The organism is Companilactobacillus ginsenosidimutans (genome assembly GCF_001050475.1).
In the GTDB taxonomy this organism is placed as follows: domain Bacteria; phylum Bacillota; class Bacilli; order Lactobacillales; family Lactobacillaceae; genus Companilactobacillus; species Companilactobacillus ginsenosidimutans.
Window position 1 is genome coordinate 1804642 of the sequence record NZ_CP012034.1, and the last position, 16130, is coordinate 1820771.

Here is a 16130-nt window from a genome sequence, read left to right on the forward strand (position 1 = left end):
CATGCTTACTGACTATAACGTGTCAGCTCCGTCAAACCCTACTGTTAGTTCAGGCCGAAGTAAAAAGATGTTATTCGTAAATACCCGCATGTTAAGTTTGCACTGTCCTTAACTCACTGAGAATTGAGTAAATAGTACTTCTTCTTTTTAAAATCCTATGTATTAAGTTAAAAAAAGAATAGCACGTTAATTCAGTAGTTGTAAAGACCAATTTAGGATTTCGACTGTTCAAGAATCTTACCAACACTTTGGGATAAAGCTTTATCCTCTAAATTTTTCAAACGTGTGTCATTCTGTTTTAGGGATGGATCTTGCTTTATCTGGTTTTGAACAACGGAAGCAACTTCTGACTTAATAGTAGCTTGCGTTTTAGGTTCTTTTAGTACCTTACCGGTATGTTTTAACTGATCTTTAGAAAGTGCATGCCAGGATGAAGTCAGATGATACGTAATGGTTTGTGATTTTTGCTGGCCACTATTAGTGATGCCTGTAAACAAGAACTGGTAAAAAGCGCTGTTATAACGATACTTGTTATTGGAAGTTTCTTTGTAAGCATATTTTGGATGGTCGGAGAATACTTTAACAGATTTATGTTTGTTCAAAACTGTATGAACCTCTGATTCTCCAGGCTTCTTAGTAGCATATGCCAGAAACTCAGTTTTACCTTGTTTGATCTTTTCTGTAATCATAATTTGATTGCCCTTGATGTCAGTAACGGGTGCAATTTTTTCAACATGCGATGTTGTGTAAGTGCTAGTACCAAAGTGTTGAGTGGCATCTAATAAGATAAACACTTGGCATAAAAGCATGACGACTAAGGCTGAGATTCCCAGAAAATTGCGTTTTTTAAAAAGAGCCCAGGCTCCTAGAATTGCGAAGATTATTGTCAATAAAATTAACATTATGCCACCTTCTTTTCATGTGTAACACTGAGCCAAAATGCCGGTATGATACCAATTAAAGTTCCAACGGATATCCAAATGAAGGCTTGTGAGTAGGCGGTGTTCATCATTGTTGTTGTAGCAATATTTGTGCCGGTAAAACTGGCGATGACGGCAGCTAACAATGCAGTGGCAACTGACCCCCCAATGTTTTGAACCATCCGAGTTGAGACAGTTGCTTCAGGGATGAGTTTTGTTGGAACATTGCTGTAGCTGTCAGTCATGATAGGGATTATTCCACTTCTGCTCAAGCCTAACAAAAACATGACGGCAACTAACAACCAAGTTGGCGTTGACTTAGTGAAGAATGCGAAGGGGATGGTCGTCAGAAATCCGGCAATGAGAGAAATTATGACAATCCACTTAGCTCCATAATCGTCAGTCAATCTGCCGACAATAGTTCTGGTAACCAGCATGCCAAGTCCCATAGCAATTAAGTAAATCCCTGACCAGATGACTGATAGACCACGGATATTTTGCAAATATAGTGGCAAAACGAACATGACACCATTTGACATTAAACCAGTCATAAACAATAAAATTGCTGAAGCTGAAAATCTAGTGTTGTTGAATAAGGACAGTGGTACTAAAGCTTTTTTCGAATTCTTGAAAGCATAAATAATATAGAAAACTAAACAATCAATTCCAATGAAAATAGGTAATAATACATCCATTTTTCCAAAAACATCATCAGTACTAAAATTGGTAATTCCAATAACTAAACCTGAGAAAAGTCCGACTAGTAAGGCAAATCCGATGAAGTCGAACTTTTTGTCAGACTTGCTGGCATCGAATTTTGGTAGCCACATCATGACACAAAATAGCGCTGCTATGATGACGGGAATGTTGATGTAAAACAACCAGTGCCAATTTAAGAATTTGATGAGGGCACCACCAATCGTTGGTCCGATGATTGGTGCGAAGACAATTGGAAGTCCAACTGTAGCCATCATTTTTCCAAGATTCTTACCTCCTGCAGCGCGAACGATCAGCGTTTGTGCTGCTGAAATTAAGATTCCCGCGGCAGCACCTTGAATAATACGTCCGATCATTAAAGTTGCAACTGAACTTGATATACCTGACATGATGGATCCGACTAAGAATACTACTAGTGAGATTTCAACTAATAACTTTCCCGAAACTTTATCGATTGCCCAGCCGGCAAAGGGGACTGCTAGTCCTAATGCCAAAACGTAGGCGGTTGTAATCCACTGCATTGTGTTCACAGTGGAATTGAGGTCTTTTAAAATAGTGTTGATTCCAATATTAGTCATGGTTGTATCTAGCATTGGCACTATCATTGCTAAAACTAAGATCATGGCGTTCTTCATAGTTGATGAAGTTTTGGTTTTATCAACTGTAGCTTGCGAACTAATTTGTTGAGCCATAATTATTTCTCCTTTTAAGGTACTTGTAGTACTTGAAAAGATAATAGCACGATTTATCTAGTTGTCAACGAATTGTCTCATTACTTGCTATGGCTAACTATCTGACACGTGTTTGGGACTGGTTCTATGTGATATAAAATTTTTTCTAATAAGAATTTATCCGTACCTTAAATAGTTGACATAGCTAATTAAAACATTCACTATAAAGTTAATTAATTTCTTATTTAGAAGGGAACAATTATGGCACAGAGACGTCGTGGTAAAGAGCTTGAGGACGCTATTTTGACTGCTACTTGGCAGTTATTACAGACTACTGGTTACAGTGAAATGACGATGGATGACATTGCGAATACGGCGAAGACTAACAAGAATGCTATTTATCGTCGTTGGAAGACTAAGCTTGAGGTTACGGTTGAGGCAATAAAAAAATTCTCGCCTGTCTCGGAGGTTTTCGCTTCTATGAAAGCTCCGGACAACGGTAATTTGCATGATGACTTGGTTGAATTAATGGATATTCCACTGACTTTGATTAAGCCGATTGGTTTGAAAAATATTAAGGGTGCGCTACGTGATGCTTTACCTAATATTTCGAAGGCAAATGCAATTAATTATCGAAAGATGACTGACAATAATATTTTAACGAAGAGTTTGATGACTATTTTGAAGAATGCCTATCGCCGCAGCGAGATAAAAACTGAGCCGGAGAAATTCACTGATACAGTTAAAAATATGCCAATTATGTTGCTGATATCTCGAATTGTTAGTGAGGAAGATTATGATCAGTCAACTGTCCTATTTTTTGTTGAAAAGATACTAATTCCAGTGTTTGCGGCACAATAATATGATATACAAGAACGTATGTTCGTATAGATAAATACAACGTCAGATATAATGTTATTTTACGTTAATTACGTCACGTTTCATGTGAAACAATGTTTCAGACACTTACAACCTCATGAGGTTTCGGGTGTTACTTTTCGGAAAGGGAGGGTTTTTAAATGAAGCAAGGATCGATTTTTGATGACCAAGTTCAACAAGATAGTCCATTAGCAAATCGTGTTCGCCCAAAAGATTTTGATGGATTCACTGGTCAACAACACTTAATAGGTAAAGGGAAAATTTTGCGTGACTTGATTGAGCAAGATAAGCTGTCATCAATGATATTTTGGGGACCTCCCGGGGTTGGGAAGACAACTCTTGCCGAAATTATTGCTCACAAAACCAAATCTCAGTTTATTACTTTTAGTGCTGTTACTAGTGGTATTAAAGAGATTCGTGAAATTATGGAAGAAGCTGAACAAAACCGTGAAATCGGTGAGCGGACGGTTGTTTTTATTGATGAAATCCATCGATTCAATAAGGCCCAACAAGATGCTTTCTTACCTTTTGTTGAGCGTGGCAGTATTACTTTAATTGGTGCCACGACAGAGAATCCTTCATTTGAAATCAACTCTGCCTTGCTGTCACGTTGCAAGGTGTTTGTTCTCAAACAATTAACTATCGATGATATCGTCGAGCTGCTTCATAATGCCCTCAAAAATCCAGAGGCATTTCCTGATTACAAGGTCGAAATCAGTGAGGATGATATTCGCTCGATTGCAGCATTTGCCAATGGAGATGCCAGAATGGCGTTGAATACTTTGGAAATGGCTGTTTTGAATGGTAATCGTAAAATTGATAAGGTCGAAGTTGAGGCTGGTTCTTTGGAGCAACTCATGAATACCAAATCTTTGCGTTATGACAAAAAGGGCGAGGAACACTACAACATCATTTCAGCTTTGCACAAATCAATGCGTAACAGTGACGTTGACGCTGCTGTTTACTGGTTGTCACGAATGCTTGAAGGTGGAGAAGATCCACTTTATATCGCTCGTCGCCTCGTCAGATTTGCCAGTGAGGATATTGGACTGGCTGACACCAGAGCTTTATCCTTGGCTGTCGAAGTTTTCCAAGCGTGTCAGTTCTTGGGGATGCCTGAATGCAATGTGCATTTGACGGAGTGTGTGATTTATTTGTCGTTGGCTCCGAAGTCGAATGCGGTGTACGAGGCTATTAGTAAGGCGAAATCTGATGTGAAGAAGACTGGGAATGTGCCGGTTCCTTTACAGATTCGCAATGCGCCGACGAAGTTGATGTCTGATTTGAACTACGGTAAGGACTACCAATATGCTCATAATACTGAGGACAAGTTGACGGATATGAAGACGATGCCTCCTGAACTTGAGGGTCACGAGTATTATTTCCCTACTACTCAAGGTAATGAGGATCGTTTCAAGAATCGTTTGGAATACATTAAGGAATGGCACGAAAAGCATGATGAGGATTGATTAAACTATTTGGGGTGGAGACTATGGTTGTCGAAAAATTTGTTAAGACGAAGAAACTCAATATGGCTTACGAGGTGACTGGTCCGGAAGATGGAGAACCGGTTGTTTTGTTACATGGCTGGCCTGACTGCCCACGTACATGGGACGAGGTCTTACCTCATTTGCACAATCGCGGATATCGGACTTATGTACCGACTCTTCGTGGATTTGGTAGCACAAAATTTTTAGATGATGATGCTAGAAGAACTGGTGGGCCATTAGCTTTTGCTGCCGACATTAAGGAATTCATTGATGCCTTAAATTTGGCCCCTGTAAACATCATTGGACAAGATTGGGGTGCAAGTACAGCAATGAACTTAAGTTGTCTGTATGGTACTGATTTGGTTAAATCCGAAGTGGTTTTATCTGAGGGTTGGAAAATATTTGGAAGATTGTCTTTGGAGCAGGTCAAAAATTATTGGTACCAATGGTATATGACGACCCCACAAGGTATGGAATACGTCCGCAAACGTCAAAGTGAGTTTGCTTTATTTATGTGGAAGCAATGGGATCCAAAATATCAAATGACTGCTCAAAAGGCGACTGTATTGACTAGCTATTTCCAAAACCCAGACTGGGCCGAAGTAACACTAGATACTTATCGTCAACGTTGGGGATATGATCCATTTGACGAAGAATACGCTGACCTACAAGCAAGTTTGGATGCTACCTCAGAAATATTTGTGCCAACACTAAATATCATTGGAAAATCTGATTCCTGCACCGATTACAAAATGGCATCCGACATGGGTGACTATTTCACCGGCAGATTCGAGCAACAATTCTGGGATGACGGTGGTCACTTCATTCAACGTGAACGTCCAAGGGATGTGGCACTTGCTGCAGCTGAGTGGTTTAAATAAGATTAATTAGTGACAATATAGTATTAATAGTGTTGAAATCTACGACTATTGGAGGAAATCCATTTTGAATATTCCTGAAGAATTTGATGGTTTTTTAATTTGTCCTGGTTATTCACGAAAACAAATCAATCAATTCAAAAGAATTTTTGCCATGGATAATTTGAATCACATCTCAAAAAAAGAACAGTATCTTCAAATGAGAAAATATTCAAATGATAATCGATCATATTCTCTGGATGTAAGAGTAAATAAGGAGCTTGTTGGTAGATTCTATATTCAAATAGAGTCTGTGAAACTTTCAATTGAGACGTTTCGTATTATTAATAAAAAGTCAGAGGAAATGTTTCGTGAAGAAAGTTTTTACGGTATTAAGGATGAAAATGGGCTTGATCGAATTAATAATTCTATCTATGGAGGGTTTGGATCATATGAACCCTATCCTACAGTTACGGCAAAGGCTGCAGCATTGTGGTATAAAATAGCTACAAACCAGTTTTTTAATAATGGAAATAAACGAACAGCGATGTTGTCCGCAATATATCTATTAGCTGAAAATTATTATACTTTTGATGTTAAAGATGTTAAACGAATGTATGATATTTCATTGGCTGCAGCGAATAATGAAATAAACATTAAGTATATTGAAAGATTTATTAATGGGCATGTATCTTTGGGATATGAGCATATGGAAAATACATTTGAAAACAAAGATTTTGATTCTTTTATATCACTTGAATTTAAAAATTCAGATAGTATACTACATTAATACGAAAGAGGGTTTTAACATGGAAATGCCAGCTAAAAATTTAAAACGTCCTATGTCTGCAAACGAAATAGCAAAACAAGTTTCAACTCGTTTTTCAGGCCAATCCTATAATGATACAACCAAAGTTGAAAAAAATATTACTGAAATGTTAAAGATCCCTGAAATTGCATCAGTGGTTGAAAAACTTTCGAAAATTTAGACAGTAAATAAAGAACAATCCATCTTTGTGATTGTTTTAAAAAGTGGATACATAATAATTAGATAAACCTTATGTAAAAAGCATGTCTCGATGTATTTGAGGCATGCTTTTTGTTCTCGTATTATAATAATTTTCTGCTAATTAAAAATTCTTTCCAGTATGAACCGGACTGTTGATCAAACTCATCGTTAACGTACACATATTTTCGGTGAGGTAAGTGGTCTTTTAATATTCCACCTTCAAAGAATGATTGTTCGCTTACTCGAATCAAGTTAGCTTGATAGTTTGTAACCATTTTATGTTGATGATTGATCGAAAAAAGTAGCAGTATTGTAGCTAAAGCAAAATTTATATGAATAGATTTGATACGAACTTTTGAAAGTGCCACGTGAAAGAACCTAATACCAATTAAGTACATGAAGACATATGGGAAGAAGTATGGCCTGCTACTAATTGGTGATGAAACTAGTAACATTTCTGCTGTAAATACACCCGCCAGTAAATAAAAACTCCACATAACGACATCTTTTTTGAAAAATAAACCAATACAAAGTCCAATAAATACGACAAAAATTATACTTATTATTGCATCCGGATTTGAGATGTGTTTATCTAAATCGTTAAATGTATAAGAATAGCTCATTGGATTTTTTCTTAAATCGTAATTTATGAATAAATAATATAGTGAGAAGAATCCTGTAGAAGCAAGAAGTGGCACTTTAGCAAATACATTCATCTTTGATTTGATAATTATAATTCCGATTGCTACCAAAATAATCATCAATAAAAATAGATTGAAAGTTATTAACCAAAAATGTGTCATATCGGAGTATATTCTCCAAATATCACTTAGATCAGTAGTAGTAGCTCGATAAGTTTGATGGTCGCGATATGAGGGATGTAAAAACATAAGTATGATTGAAAAAATCGACCCCAATAAATATGTTAAGTGAAATGATTTTATGTTTTTTCGTAAAAATAAGACTGTTGCGATACCGATTAGTAATTGAACAATAGTGATTGATTCCATGAAAAGACCGGTAACCAGTCCTAATCCCAATGTTATCCAAGGTAATACTTTGAGTTTTTGAATTTTTTCTCCAGTGTTAAACAGAATTACTAGATAGAAAAGTAATAATGCAATAGGTGGAACGTAATTAACGAAACCTGCATTCCAAACAAGCAAGTTGTTCATAAAAGCGGTTTGCATTGTGAATATGAATAAAAATGACAACCACAGACTTGTATTACTTTTATTAGATAATTGCCAAATACACCAGACCAAGAGTGTCCAGAAAACGGCAAAAACAATCATTGAAATCCAAAGGTGTCTTATGGTCACAATCTCGAAAAGATTTCCTAAATAACGTCCGTTACTGCTGCCACCGTAAATTTCTTGGGGTCCATAGAAAAAATGACGTAAAAGGTAGGCTCCTTTGGGACCATACCAAAAGTAGTCGTCAGCGGACGGTATTACGAAATCACGAAAAATGGCGAAGTAAATAAAATATCCTGCAAAAATAAGCGTATTGAGTATTTGTACTCTTTTAAAGTTAACTTTAACTGTCATAAATGCTAGTTTATCATAGGTCCTAGAGCTATTGTCATTATTAAAAAAGGAATTTTGAAATTAATATATTGATGAATTGTTGAATAAATTATATACCCACACCTATCAATTTAGATGTGGGTATTTTAATCTCCAAAAAAATTTAGTAATTTCCCTTGTTGACATTTGTAGACGATGAGCATATTATCTGTTTATCGATTACAAACGTAAACAGAAAAGTGAGGGGATTCATTTGGCTAAGATTTTAGTACTAGTTATAGGTATTGCGGTGATTGGTTTCATCGTTTGGTGGTTCTTTGGCAAGCATGAGGCCGCTGAAGTTTCAGCTGATGTGACTGAAGATTTGCAGACAATTGACGTTGAGGTCAATGGTGGTTATTCACCTGAAAAGGTCGTTTTGAAAAAGGGTGTGCCAGCGATTCTCAACTTTACCCGCAATGATCAATCAAGCTGTTTGGACCGAGTCGTCTTTTCCGACTTCGGAATCAACCAAGCCTTGCCAATCAATGAAAAAGAAGAAATCAAAATAGATACCAGCAAGCCCGGCGAATATACATGGGCCTGCGGTATGGATATGTTCCATGGGAAATTAATAATTAAATAAGGGGATATTAATCATGACAGAAAACACACAAGAAGCAAAAGTAGAAGTAGCCGGTGGATACAAACCAAACGTCGTAACTTTGAAAAAAGGTATTCCAGCAAAAATTTCATTTACCCGCACTAACGACCAAGGTTGTTTAGATGTCGTACATTCTAAGACACTAGGATTTGAAGAAGAGTTACCTATAAATGTGACTAAAACAGTTGATATACCTACTGACAAAGCAGGAGAATTCGACTTTAGTTGCGGAATGGACATGTTCTTTGGAAAAGTGGTGATTGAATAATGTCGATCACGAAACGTTTTTGGATATCATTAATTTTTTCATTACCAATGTTGGCTAACATGATTATGATGCCAATGGGATTCATGATTCCGGGCGGAGATTGGCTTCAATTATTCTTAACAACCGTAGTAATGGCAGTTTCAGCTGTCCCATTTTGGAAGAGTGCTTGGGCATCGTTCACCAAGCATCACTCAAATATGGATACGTTAGTTGCAATTGGTACACTAGTCGCATACATATATAGTATCTACGCAATGGCAACACACCAACCAGTTTATTTCGAGAGTGCCGCCTTCGTAACAACCTTCGTGCTCCTTGGACAGGTCTTCGAGGAACGTATGAGAAATAATGCATCGGACGCTGTTAGTAAATTGGTCGACTTACAAGCTAAAGAAGCAGATGTCATGCGTGACGGAAAATTCGTCAAACTTCCTTTATCAGAAGTCGTTGTTGGTGACGTTATTCGTGTTAAACCTGGTGAGAAAATTGCAGTCGATGGCGAAATTACTGAAGGAACTTCAACTGTCGACGAATCAATGGTCACAGGCGAAAGCATGCCAGTTGAGAAGAAGTCTGGCGACAAGGTAATTGGATCAACAATCAACAGTAACGGAACGTTCATGTTCAAAGCTGAAAAGGTCGGCGACGACACGATGCTTTCTCAAATTGTTGAACTCGTCAAAAAGGCTCAAAACAGTCACGCTCCGATTCAAAATTTGACCGACAAAGTTTCGGACATCTTCGTCCCAGCGGTCTTAATTATCGCAATTTTAACCTTCATGATTTGGTACGTATTCCTCGGGGCTACATTAGCTAGCTCCCTAATTTTCGCCGTTGCGGTCGTCGTTATCGCCTGTCCTTGTGCACTCGGATTGGCAACTCCAACAGCTTTGATGGTCGGAACTGGTCGTTCTGCCAAAATGGGAATTTTGATCAAAAATGGTGAAGTTCTCGAAGCCGTTAACGACGTCAAAACAGTCGTATTCGACAAGACAGGTACAATCACCGTTGGAAAACCTGAAGTAACTAACGTTATTGGTGATGAAAAAGCTGTTTTAGAGTTAGCCACGGGATTGGAACAATCTTCCGAACAACCTCTAGCTTCAGCAATCGTTAAAAGAGCCGAAGAAAATAAGATTTCTGTGCCGGCTGTAAGTAATTTCCAAGCAATTGAGGGTAAGGGTGTCGAAGCCAAAGTTAACGGACAAAAAGCTTTTGTCGGAAATGACAAATTGCTTGAGGATGTCGAGATTGATTCAGAAATGAAACAACAAGTAACCACCCTTCAAGAAGAAGCAAAAACAGTCGTCTTCGTAGGTATTGATAACAAAGTTATCGGACTAATTGCCATCCAAGACACGCCAAAAGAAACATCAAAAGAAGCTATTGCCGACTTGAAGGCACGTGGCTTGAAGACAGTTATGTTAACTGGAGACAACCAATTAGTCGCTGAAGCAATTGCCAAACAAGTTGGAATCGACGAAGTTATTGCTGACGTTTTACCTAGTGACAAAGCAGATCATGTTAAATCACTACAAGAATCAGGAAAAGTTGCCTTTGTCGGTGATGGTATCAACGATGCACCAGCATTGACGGTCGCAGATGTCGGAATTGCCATGGGTTCAGGGACTGACATTGCCATCGAATCTGGTGGAATCGTCCTCGTTAAAAATGATTTGAGGGATGTTGATAAAGCACTTGCTTTGAGCAAGAAAACTTTCAACCGAATCAAATTGAACTTGTTCTGGGCCTTCATTTACAACGTTTTAGGAATTCCAGTTGCTGCCGGAATTTTCTATGGAATTGGATTGACACTTAGTCCCGAATTAGCAGGACTAGCAATGGCCTTCAGTTCATTGTCAGTTGTAACAAGTTCTATGCTGTTGAACAAAGCTAAAATTACTGCGAAAGTAAAAGCTGCATAGACAAATTAAGACGAAAATCGAACGATTTCCGTCTTTTTTCTTGTATAAAAATGTAAAACATGTTTTACTTTAAGTGTAAAAGATGTTTTACATTTGGTTGATGAGGTTACTATGAAAAATCTAATTAGAGAGAAAAGAAAAGAGCTTAAACTATCACAAGAAGAGTTAGCTAACACGGCTGGTGTTACTCGACAGACTATCAATGCTATTGAAAACGAAAAATATGATCCGTCGTTGAAACTGGCATTCCAGTTGGCAGCAATATTACATATTCGAGTTGATCAGTTATTTATATTTGGAGATGAGCGTGATGACCAATACTAAGAAATATTTTCTAAAAAGAGCAATTATGATTACTTTTATGGCGATTGTTGTGGCCGTATGGTTAATGACGGCGGCGCACAATAATAGTGGGTTATATGTATTTTTGATAATTGTTCTCGCAGTTTACTCCAGTAGGATTAACAAGAAGGCAGGATTGGAGCACACCAACTCATTCAAAACAGATTCTGAGGGTTACTCAATTGGATTAAAACATGACGATGAGCTTGAAGCTAGAAACGCCGCTGTGGCAAGTTTCATCAGCGCACGGATCACTATCACATTTGTAATTCTCATCATGGCTTTAGTGGCAGCTTTTTATAATGGAAAATTTTGGGATTTCTTTGGATTCACGATGGCATCTCAGAACATTTTCAATGCGACAAGTTTTGGAATTTTTGGAGCAGCAATTTTGTTAGTTCAACAATGGAGCTTCTTCTTTGGCTTTAATCATCTAAGTAAATAAAAATCAAATACTGGGGGCACCAATGAGCAGATCAAGAAAGATTATTAGATTCACTTTCTGGACCAATAACCTAATGTACTTCTTTCTAGCATTGATATACATTTTGACCTTTGCAATAAAACTTCAAACAAGTTTCATGTACCTAACACTCGCCACGGTTTTAGGCACAGGAATTGTGATTTATCAGATTCGATATCTCCGAAACAACTTAGGAGTGAAATCTTTAAAAGAACAATATTATTTCGCCGATGATGAGCGAGAAAGAGATATCTCGAATCGAGTTACATCGGAACTGTTTAAATCGATGACTTATGTTTTGGTAGGGATGGTTGCAATCACTGGAGTAGTCGCCAACACCTACAATTTGACGACCAAGCAATTTGGAATCGTAAATGTAGTTATGTTGGTCTTGGCATTGTATTTTTTCAATATGAGATATTACTTGTTGTGGGATAAATATGATATCACGTGAGATTCAATTAGTCTTTTTAAAGAATAAATTATTTAATTTCAATGCGTTATAGCGGACATTATTACGCCAAAGCGTTATAATTTTCCTACAAGGTGGTGGACATTATGGAAGAGAAGTATTCAGAAACAAGCAACCAATCATTGAATCAAGTTATTGTTGAATTAACAGGGTCTAAACCAGACCCAAGGAAATTAGTGTCCACAACAAAGCTATCCAGAAGCACCGTTAATGATGCGTTAAAAAGGCCAATCGTCAAAACCTCTTTTGGTGTAGCGACCAAAATTCTCAAAGCAAATAAGATTTCATTAGACACAGTCGCAGAGCATATAAGTAATAAAAGATTAAATCCCAAAGAAGAAGGACTAAATTTCATTAGGGAAACAAGTTTGGATGATTTAACTATCATGGGGGTAAAGTTTAGTTCGAAAGAAAACTATTGGACTGCACGTGACAACATTATGAATAATATTTATGAAGGATTTCATCCTTCAAAACAAAGTGTAATTAACTCTTATGAATTATTAGAGAAACACGTCCCCGTGGATCAATTAGTTTCAGACTTGTTGAAAGAATACCGTGAAAATTAATGAGTTGGATTGAAGAAACACTTCAACCCAATGGAGTATTAAAAAATAAGTTAGGTATTAGTGATGGCAATAAATTAGCTAAATTAGAATATGAAATCACCACATTGAAAGGTGAATCTATTCTGGTGCCTAGAATACAAAGTATTGACGATTTGAAAAAGATTCATGGATGGCTATTTAAAGATTTGTATGATTGGGCTGGTGAGTTCAGAGAAGGCGATTTTTATAAAGGGAATACTAACTTTTTCCCCCGTTCTAGGTTTTCAATCGCAATTCCTAATTTAGATCAGCAAATCAAGCATATCAATGATACAAAGTATGCTCATAAGTTGTTGTTAATAACAGATTTGGCAAAACTATTAATAGATTTAAATAACTTTCATCCTTTTAGAGAGGGTAACGGCAGAACGCAGAGGAAGTTTATTACTCTGCTAGCTAAACAAAATGGATTGCTTATACATATAACTCCACCATTTGAACAATATGATGACTATATGAAAGCATCAGTAAATGATGACGAAGAGTTAATGGCAAGAGTATTGATCGATTCAATAAAGACAGATGAATAAAATCATCCGTCTTTTTTGTTATCAAAATGAAACTAAATTTGAACGTATTCCGACAATAATTTTTCAAGAAAATGTATCTCATAACGTACAGATAACGATAATGTTGTATTTAGTTTACAAACCACACAATTAGCAAATTTGTCCATTTTCATATGATATATTTATTTTCGCCTACAAGGGGAGGGTATATTACATGAAAAATAAGACAATTAAGAAACGGTATTACACAAGTCTTGCCGTTTTATTCTTAGCGGGAACTGTTATGGCACCTGCTGGGAATGTTTTCGCCGCTACGGTTGATGCCACATCAGCCACTTCCACGAGCGACGTTGACAAAACTCAATACGCCATCGACCAGGTCAAACAAAACGGAAAAGTTACACTCAAAGGTACTGATACCATTGATTTAAGAGCTTTTGCCGCCGCAGTTGATCCTGAAAAAACTGATACAGAAACAGATGCAAATATTGCGTCAGATTTGACTACCACAGAGAAATCTGATGATACAGTAGCTGATAAATCTGCCACGGATGCTGCTGCCACAACATCGGACGTTGATTCGACCGACGAAAAAGCCAGCACAAAAGATGCAACAACTGATTCAACACAAGATTCAAAAACAGACGAAACTAAAACTGATTCAGATGTAGCAACAACCGCCGCTGACAAGACTGAATCAGATACAACTTCAACTGATACTGACGGTTTGCTAGATGTCGACAAAGACACTGACACAACTGGTGATACGGCTGATAACACAACAACAACTGACCCAGTCAAAGAGGCTGATGACAAAGTTGCTGACGTAATCAACAAGCCAAACGTTACTGCTACTGATAGTGACAAGCTATCAATGGAAGATATCGACAACGCTTCACCCAAAACTTACAAAACTTTCTTAGGAAAGATTGCTGGTTTTATCGATGATAAAGTTACCGATGTGACTTCGAGCGTCGCAGCGGCATTGGGTTACCCATTGTTGTTCAGTCGCTTTGGTACACAAGCTTTGTCAGATTTCAGAACTCTTTTGAACCCTAGCCGTTATGATGTTTCAAACACATGGACAGACTTGGATTCACAATATGATCCAACTAACAGTGAGGCATATTACACTGTTGCTCAAAATTGGTGGAACACTGAAGCTGTTAAACAAGATGTTTCAGTTCCTTATTACAACAACGCCAATAAAGAAATTCGCGCCACATATGTCGCACACCCAGATTCAAAGAAAACAGTTATCATCGGTCAAGGTTGGACAGAGCGTCCCGACTGGATCGGTGTAGTTTCAAAAGTTTGGTACGACATGGGTTACAACGTGTTGATGCCAAGTCAACGTGGTCAATTTGCCAGTGATGGTAATTTGCTCTCATTCGGTTATTACGACAAAACTGACTGGAAGAGTCTAGTTGATAAAGTTAATACAATGAATGGTGATGACGGTGAAATCGTCTTTTATGGACAATCTTTAGGTGCTAACACTGCACTTGAAGCCGCCTCTGAAGAAGGTTTGGCTCCGAATGTTAAAGCCGTTGTGGCTGATGCTGGATACTCAACATTGCCAGCTTTAGGTGCATCACTTTACAACAAGGCGTTATCAACAGTTAACAGCCCATTAGGTAAATTGATCATTCCAATTCATTTCGATAACATTCCATTTTTGCCATATGACAAAATTATGAAGAGTGTAAATAAGATTAATAAATTCCTTCAAGGCTTCAGTTTAGATGATGTTTCAGGTATCGTGTCAGCCGCAAAGACTACACTACCTGCTTACTTTATTACTACTGAAGATGATGCATTTATTCCTGATTCTCAAAGTGTTGCCATGTATAATGCTAACAACTCGGCTATTAAGAAGTTGTGGGTATTGGATGGTAATGTTGGTGGACATGCTTCTGCTAACAACGCTGTTAACGAGTATCAAGCTAATATTCAAGCATTTATTGACGAGGTTAATAAGGCTAATAATTTGAAGGTTAATGTTGAAGTTACTAATGCAGATGCTAAAACTGCAGCGGTAGCCTAAACATTTAGTTTCGGATGTTCACTGCTGCACTACGGTAAGGTTCGCTGGGTGTCGTGGTCGCTGTGAACACGATTCCAAGCCTTCCCAGGTTCGGGGAAGTCTTGGAACTCGGTTTTGTCCTAACCCTGCCCGATGGCAGGCTAACGACAACTCCACGGCTTGGACACCCAGCGAACCTTACCTCCGTGCGGGGTTAACATTTAAACTTATAGTCTAGTGCAGTCTCACTTCTTTTCGGAGTGGGGCTGTTTTTTTTCTGTTGTTTATTGATAATGTGCTCATATTACAAGGTGATAATATTGTAATATGCACACGACTTCTATATTGAAATCTTGATTTTGTGGAAAAAAGAGGGAAAGTGGCGAAAACCGCCACTTTCCCTCTTTTCTTATACTTCTTCAATAACCATAAACACCTCTGGCACTTCATTATTAACCAAAGCAAATAGATCCATATTTTTATCCATAATACTTTCAAAATCCTTAATATCAGCTTTTAGCAATATCTTAAATGTCACATCCATTCCCAATACCGTTGTTTGAAATGTGTCTCCTACTTCCAATCCTTTGATTGATTTTGCAAAGGCAAATTTGTATCCTTCTTCGTTTGGTACGAATAGCTTTACGTCTAGTTTCATAATCTTACTCCTTCTGTCTTTTGACTTCAGGAGTTTGCTGACAAAAACGAAGTTTTTGCGAAGGGTTTGAACTTGGGTTACCGAATTTGGCGTTTATTTGAATTTTCATATTTTATATGAAAATTCAAATGATTATATATCCTC

General features: G+C 37.6%; 18 protein-coding genes and 1 other annotated feature (1 of these 19 running past the window's edge). Of the genes, 14 read left to right on the top strand and 4 right to left on the bottom strand.

The window, feature by feature from the left end:
* Positions 1–160, bottom strand: a binding site (T-box leader) (it extends 72 nt beyond the left edge of the window).
* A gap of 52 nt (positions 161–212) precedes the next feature.
* Complete coding sequence (locus ABM34_RS09095) at positions 213–902, bottom strand: DUF4811 domain-containing protein (RefSeq protein ID WP_048705176.1); 690 nt, start codon at positions 900–902, stop codon at positions 213–215.
* Positions 902–2329: a DHA2 family efflux MFS transporter permease subunit gene (locus ABM34_RS09100; protein WP_064505413.1), complete on the bottom strand. Its 1428-nt coding sequence runs from the start codon at positions 2327–2329 to the stop codon at positions 902–904. The genes ABM34_RS09095 and ABM34_RS09100 overlap by 1 nt, the downstream gene beginning before the upstream one ends.
* Before the next feature lie 240 nt (positions 2330–2569).
* Between ABM34_RS09100 and ABM34_RS09105 the strand changes: the two genes are divergently transcribed.
* From ABM34_RS09105 to ABM34_RS09125, 5 genes are all read left to right on the top strand, one after another.
* Positions 2570–3169, top strand: a complete 600-nt coding sequence (locus ABM34_RS09105; protein ID WP_048705178.1) for a TetR/AcrR family transcriptional regulator — start codon at positions 2570–2572, stop codon at positions 3167–3169.
* 158 nt (positions 3170–3327) lie between these two features.
* Positions 3328–4656, top strand: coding sequence for a replication-associated recombination protein A (locus ABM34_RS09110; protein ID WP_048705179.1), 1329 nt, complete (start codon positions 3328–3330; stop codon positions 4654–4656).
* 23 nt (positions 4657–4679) lie between these two features.
* On the top strand, positions 4680–5558 hold the full coding sequence (locus ABM34_RS09115; protein ID WP_048705181.1) for an alpha/beta fold hydrolase: 879 nt from the start codon (positions 4680–4682) through the stop codon (positions 5556–5558).
* Positions 5559–5622: 64 nt separating this feature from the next.
* Positions 5623–6324, top strand: a complete 702-nt coding sequence (locus tag ABM34_RS09120; RefSeq protein WP_048705183.1) for a type II toxin-antitoxin system death-on-curing family toxin — start codon at positions 5623–5625, stop codon at positions 6322–6324.
* A 19-nt stretch (positions 6325–6343) separates the two neighbouring features.
* Positions 6344–6523: a hypothetical protein gene (locus ABM34_RS09125; RefSeq protein ID WP_048705184.1), complete on the top strand. Its 180-nt coding sequence runs from the start codon at positions 6344–6346 to the stop codon at positions 6521–6523.
* A gap of 121 nt (positions 6524–6644) precedes the next feature.
* On the opposite strand, the gene ABM34_RS09130 is transcribed toward ABM34_RS09125, so the two are convergent.
* Positions 6645–8093, bottom strand: a complete 1449-nt coding sequence (locus ABM34_RS09130) for a DUF6056 family protein (RefSeq protein WP_048705186.1) — start codon at positions 8091–8093, stop codon at positions 6645–6647.
* 232 nt (positions 8094–8325) lie between these two features.
* Here ABM34_RS09130 and ABM34_RS09135 point away from each other — a divergent pair, with 232 nt between their 5' ends.
* From ABM34_RS09135 to ABM34_RS09175, 9 genes are all read left to right on the top strand, one after another.
* Positions 8326–8697, top strand: coding sequence for a cupredoxin domain-containing protein (locus ABM34_RS09135; protein ID WP_048705187.1), 372 nt, complete (start codon positions 8326–8328; stop codon positions 8695–8697).
* A gap of 13 nt (positions 8698–8710) precedes the next feature.
* A complete protein-coding gene (locus ABM34_RS09140) occupies positions 8711–8983 on the top strand; it encodes a cupredoxin domain-containing protein (protein WP_048705189.1) in 273 nt (90 codons plus the stop codon).
* Positions 8983–10908, top strand: a complete 1926-nt coding sequence (locus ABM34_RS09145; protein WP_048705190.1) for a copper-translocating P-type ATPase — start codon at positions 8983–8985, stop codon at positions 10906–10908. The genes ABM34_RS09140 and ABM34_RS09145 overlap by 1 nt, the downstream gene beginning before the upstream one ends.
* 111 nt (positions 10909–11019) lie before the next feature.
* On the top strand, positions 11020–11232 hold the full coding sequence (locus ABM34_RS09150) for a helix-turn-helix transcriptional regulator (protein ID WP_048705192.1): 213 nt from the start codon (positions 11020–11022) through the stop codon (positions 11230–11232).
* Positions 11219–11695 (top strand): hypothetical protein, encoded by a 477-nt coding sequence (locus tag ABM34_RS09155; RefSeq protein ID WP_048705194.1) that lies wholly within the window; start codon positions 11219–11221, stop codon positions 11693–11695. The genes ABM34_RS09150 and ABM34_RS09155 overlap by 14 nt, the downstream gene beginning before the upstream one ends.
* Positions 11696–11717: 22 nt before the next feature.
* Positions 11718–12167, top strand: coding sequence for a hypothetical protein (locus ABM34_RS09160; protein WP_048705195.1), 450 nt, complete (start codon positions 11718–11720; stop codon positions 12165–12167).
* Between the two features lie 104 nt (positions 12168–12271).
* Entirely contained in the window at positions 12272–12754 is a 483-nt protein-coding gene (locus tag ABM34_RS09165) for a hypothetical protein (RefSeq protein WP_053084466.1), read from the top strand.
* Positions 12754–13323: a Fic/DOC family protein gene (locus ABM34_RS09170; protein WP_048705197.1), complete on the top strand. Its 570-nt coding sequence runs from the start codon at positions 12754–12756 to the stop codon at positions 13321–13323. Before ABM34_RS09165 ends, ABM34_RS09170 begins: the two co-directional genes overlap by 1 nt.
* A 193-nt stretch (positions 13324–13516) precedes the next feature.
* Positions 13517–15349, top strand: a complete 1833-nt coding sequence (locus ABM34_RS09175) for a CocE/NonD family hydrolase (RefSeq protein ID WP_048705199.1) — start codon at positions 13517–13519, stop codon at positions 15347–15349.
* A 388-nt stretch (positions 15350–15737) separates the two neighbouring features.
* On the opposite strand, the gene ABM34_RS09180 is transcribed toward ABM34_RS09175, so the two are convergent.
* Positions 15738–15986, bottom strand: a complete 249-nt coding sequence (locus ABM34_RS09180) for a hypothetical protein (protein ID WP_048705200.1) — start codon at positions 15984–15986, stop codon at positions 15738–15740.
* Between the last annotated feature and the right edge of the window lie 144 nt (positions 15987–16130).

What these genes read in the sequence shown, in the direction of transcription:
- ABM34_RS09095 (WP_048705176.1), bottom strand. Translation starts at nt 902, where the DNA reads ATGTTAATTTTATTGACAATAATCTTCGCAATTCTAGGAGCCTGGGCT.
- ABM34_RS09100 (WP_064505413.1), bottom strand. Translation starts at nt 2,329, where the DNA reads ATGGCTCAACAAATTAGTTCGCAAGCTACAGTTGATAAAACCAAAACT.
- ABM34_RS09105 (WP_048705178.1), top strand. Translation starts at nt 2,570, where the DNA reads ATGGCACAGAGACGTCGTGGTAAAGAGCTTGAGGACGCTATTTTGACT.
- ABM34_RS09110 (WP_048705179.1), top strand. Translation starts at nt 3,328, where the DNA reads ATGAAGCAAGGATCGATTTTTGATGACCAAGTTCAACAAGATAGTCCA.
- ABM34_RS09115 (WP_048705181.1), top strand. Translation starts at nt 4,680, where the DNA reads ATGGTTGTCGAAAAATTTGTTAAGACGAAGAAACTCAATATGGCTTAC.
- ABM34_RS09125 (WP_048705184.1), top strand. Translation starts at nt 6,344, where the DNA reads ATGGAAATGCCAGCTAAAAATTTAAAACGTCCTATGTCTGCAAACGAA.
- ABM34_RS09130 (WP_048705186.1), bottom strand. Translation starts at nt 8,093, where the DNA reads ATGACAGTTAAAGTTAACTTTAAAAGAGTACAAATACTCAATACGCTT.
- ABM34_RS09140 (WP_048705189.1), top strand. Translation starts at nt 8,711, where the DNA reads ATGACAGAAAACACACAAGAAGCAAAAGTAGAAGTAGCCGGTGGATAC.
- ABM34_RS09145 (WP_048705190.1), top strand. Translation starts at nt 8,983, where the DNA reads ATGTCGATCACGAAACGTTTTTGGATATCATTAATTTTTTCATTACCA.
- ABM34_RS09150 (WP_048705192.1), top strand. Translation starts at nt 11,020, where the DNA reads ATGAAAAATCTAATTAGAGAGAAAAGAAAAGAGCTTAAACTATCACAA.
- ABM34_RS09155 (WP_048705194.1), top strand. Translation starts at nt 11,219, where the DNA reads ATGACCAATACTAAGAAATATTTTCTAAAAAGAGCAATTATGATTACT.
- ABM34_RS09160 (WP_048705195.1), top strand. Translation starts at nt 11,718, where the DNA reads ATGAGCAGATCAAGAAAGATTATTAGATTCACTTTCTGGACCAATAAC.
- ABM34_RS09165 (WP_053084466.1), top strand. Translation starts at nt 12,272, where the DNA reads ATGGAAGAGAAGTATTCAGAAACAAGCAACCAATCATTGAATCAAGTT.
- ABM34_RS09170 (WP_048705197.1), top strand. Translation starts at nt 12,754, where the DNA reads ATGAGTTGGATTGAAGAAACACTTCAACCCAATGGAGTATTAAAAAAT.
- ABM34_RS09175 (WP_048705199.1), top strand. Translation starts at nt 13,517, where the DNA reads ATGAAAAATAAGACAATTAAGAAACGGTATTACACAAGTCTTGCCGTT.
- ABM34_RS09180 (WP_048705200.1), bottom strand. Translation starts at nt 15,986, where the DNA reads ATGAAACTAGACGTAAAGCTATTCGTACCAAACGAAGAAGGATACAAA.